The 2,233-nt window shown below is 47.4% G+C and carries 2 protein-coding genes; both read right to left on the bottom strand.

Translation table 11 applies throughout. The features are described from left to right. Positions 1-31 precede the first annotated feature (31 nt). The gene (htpX, locus tag GY683_RS09025) at positions 32-937 is read right to left on the bottom strand and encodes a protease HtpX (RefSeq protein ID WP_297288411.1); all 906 of its coding nucleotides are present in this window, start codon (positions 935-937) and stop codon (positions 32-34) included. Positions 938-1,153: 216 nt separating this feature from the next. Further along, positions 1,154-1,864 (bottom strand): lytic transglycosylase domain-containing protein, encoded by a 711-nt coding sequence (locus GY683_RS09020; RefSeq protein ID WP_367274162.1) that lies wholly within the window; start codon positions 1,862-1,864, stop codon positions 1,154-1,156. Positions 1,865-2,233: the final 369 nt, after the last annotated feature.

Here is a 2,233-nt window from a genome sequence, read left to right as displayed (position 1 = left end):
CATGTGACGGTGCTTTTTTGCATTGAGAGAATCAGTTAGGTAGCTTTTGTAGCGACGCGATACGATCATCTAGGGTTGGGTGGCTGCGGAACAGATTGGCAATGCTAAAGCCAGTTGATTGACCGCTTGAGATGGCGAATGCTTTCATCGATTCGGGCATCTGGTCGGGGCGAGCTTCAGCAGGGCGAAGGGCGTTCAGCGCAGCGATCATGTTGTCACGACCTGCTAGGCGCGCACCCATCTCATCAGCGCGGTATTCGCGTAGGCGAGAGAACCACATCACTATGGCGCTGGCCAAGATGCCAAGCAGAATGTCCATCACGATGCTCGTCACAAAATAAGCAATGCCAGGGCTGTCGCTTTCATTCTTAAAGACTGCTCTGTCCACAAAATTACCGATAATGCGTGCAAAGAACATCACAAAGGCGTTCACCACACCTTGAATCAGGGCAAGTGTTACCATGTCGCCATTGGCAACGTGACCGATCTCGTGAGCCAATACCGCTTCGACTTCTTCGGCGGTCATGGTGTGCAGCAGACCTGTAGAGACAGCGACCAATGCACTGTTCTTGTTCCAACCGGTAGCAAAGGCGTTCGGCTGTGCATTATCAAAAATACCCACTTCAGGCATGCCAATACCAACCGCTTTGGCTTGTTTGGCGACGGTATCGACAAGCCATTGCTCTGTGCCGTTACGTGGCGTCTCAATGACGACGGTACCGGTAGATTTCTTTGCCATCCATTTTGACAAAAACAGCGAAATGATTGAGCCTACCATGCCATAGACGAGACTCATCACGGCCAAACTTGCATAGTTAAGACCGTTCGAGCCATGCACGCCGCCCAAGCCAAATACGCTGGACAAAATACCAAAAACGATGCTAAATACGACCAAAACCGCTATGTTGGTTAATAAAAATAAACCAATTCGCATCATGGGCTAGTTTTCCTTTTAAAAATAAATCTTGTGATAAGTTAAATACGTTAATCCAAAATCAGATTTTCATTAAAAAATCTGATTGATGGTATTATAAGGGTAAATTGGGAAAATTAAAGAGATTTTGAGCCTGATGCACAAAAAATAACAAAATCGTCGCATTTGCATCAGGCTTGTTTGATCACACGCCAGTCGGGTGACTGGCGTTATGTTGGATTAGTTGTTATTGACCGTGGTGTAAGTCTTATTTACATAGACGCGACCTGCCGCCTGAGAAAGCGTTGGTGTCTGCGGTGTGCTGTCGCTATCAGCATGAATGGCGGCTGGTGTCGGCGAGATGTCCGTCTGAGGCGCTGTATTCATCGCAAGCTGATAGCTGCTGCCACGCATGAGGTTGGTGTCATTGGCGTATAACGTCTGATAGCGGCTGTCGACCTTGCGCACGTAATTTCTGGTCTCTCTAAACGGAGGAATGCCGCCATAACGTCTGACGTTGGCATGCCCTGCGTTATATGCTGCGATGATGTGATCGCGGTTTGAGAATCGTTGTGATAGCCAGGCGATGTATCTCACCCCGCCTTCGATATTCTGAGCAGGATCCCAAACATTCATTACACCCATGTCTCTGGCGGTGCCAGGCATGAGCTGCATCAGACCTTGTGCACCTGCTGGAGAGCGGGCATAAGGATTGAATGATGATTCGGTGTGCATGATGGCTTTAACAAGCGCAGGATCAACGCCATGACGATCAGCAGAAGCGCGAATCATTGAATCGTAGCTGCTGCTGTTACTGATACCAGAGCTTGTATAAGTGCTTGCGCTGGCGCTGCCAAAGGCGCCGCTGCTGTAGTTTACGCTGCTGACTTGGGTGAATTTGTTCACGCCGCTTGAGTTTGGCTTGATGACAGTGAGGAGTTTATTATCCACATCAGCCGCCATAGAAGATGAGGCTGATAATAATACACCCACTAGAGTCAAAGGTAATAAGCTAATTTTCTTCATAAAGTTTAAGAATCGCAAAAATTGCGCGCATTATAGCACATACCGAATAAAGACACGATTTGTTATTTTGTTGGCGCTTGGTAACGAATTGGGCGAATTATTGCTTAAAGATTGATAATATTACTAGTCATCATGCACAAAAAATAAGGGCGCTATTGCCCTTATTTTGATTGAAAGATGGTTAAGGTCTTAGAAATCATGCGCCATATGAGAAGAAACGGTCTTCAATCGGTGCATATTCTTTCTCACCGGCAGGTGCGCCGATGCCGCCAAATACGAGCTGTGCGCGAAGCT

Origin of the sequence: Moraxella sp., assembly GCF_024227015.1 — a bacterium.
Classification (GTDB): Bacteria; Pseudomonadota; Gammaproteobacteria; order Pseudomonadales; family Moraxellaceae; genus Moraxella.
The sequence above is the reverse complement of the archived record's forward strand: the minus strand, read 5'-3'. Positions and strand labels throughout refer to the sequence as shown.

What these genes read in the sequence shown, in the direction of transcription:
- htpX (WP_297288411.1), bottom strand. Translation starts at nt 937, where the DNA reads ATGATGCGAATTGGTTTATTTTTATTAACCAACATAGCGGTTTTGGTC.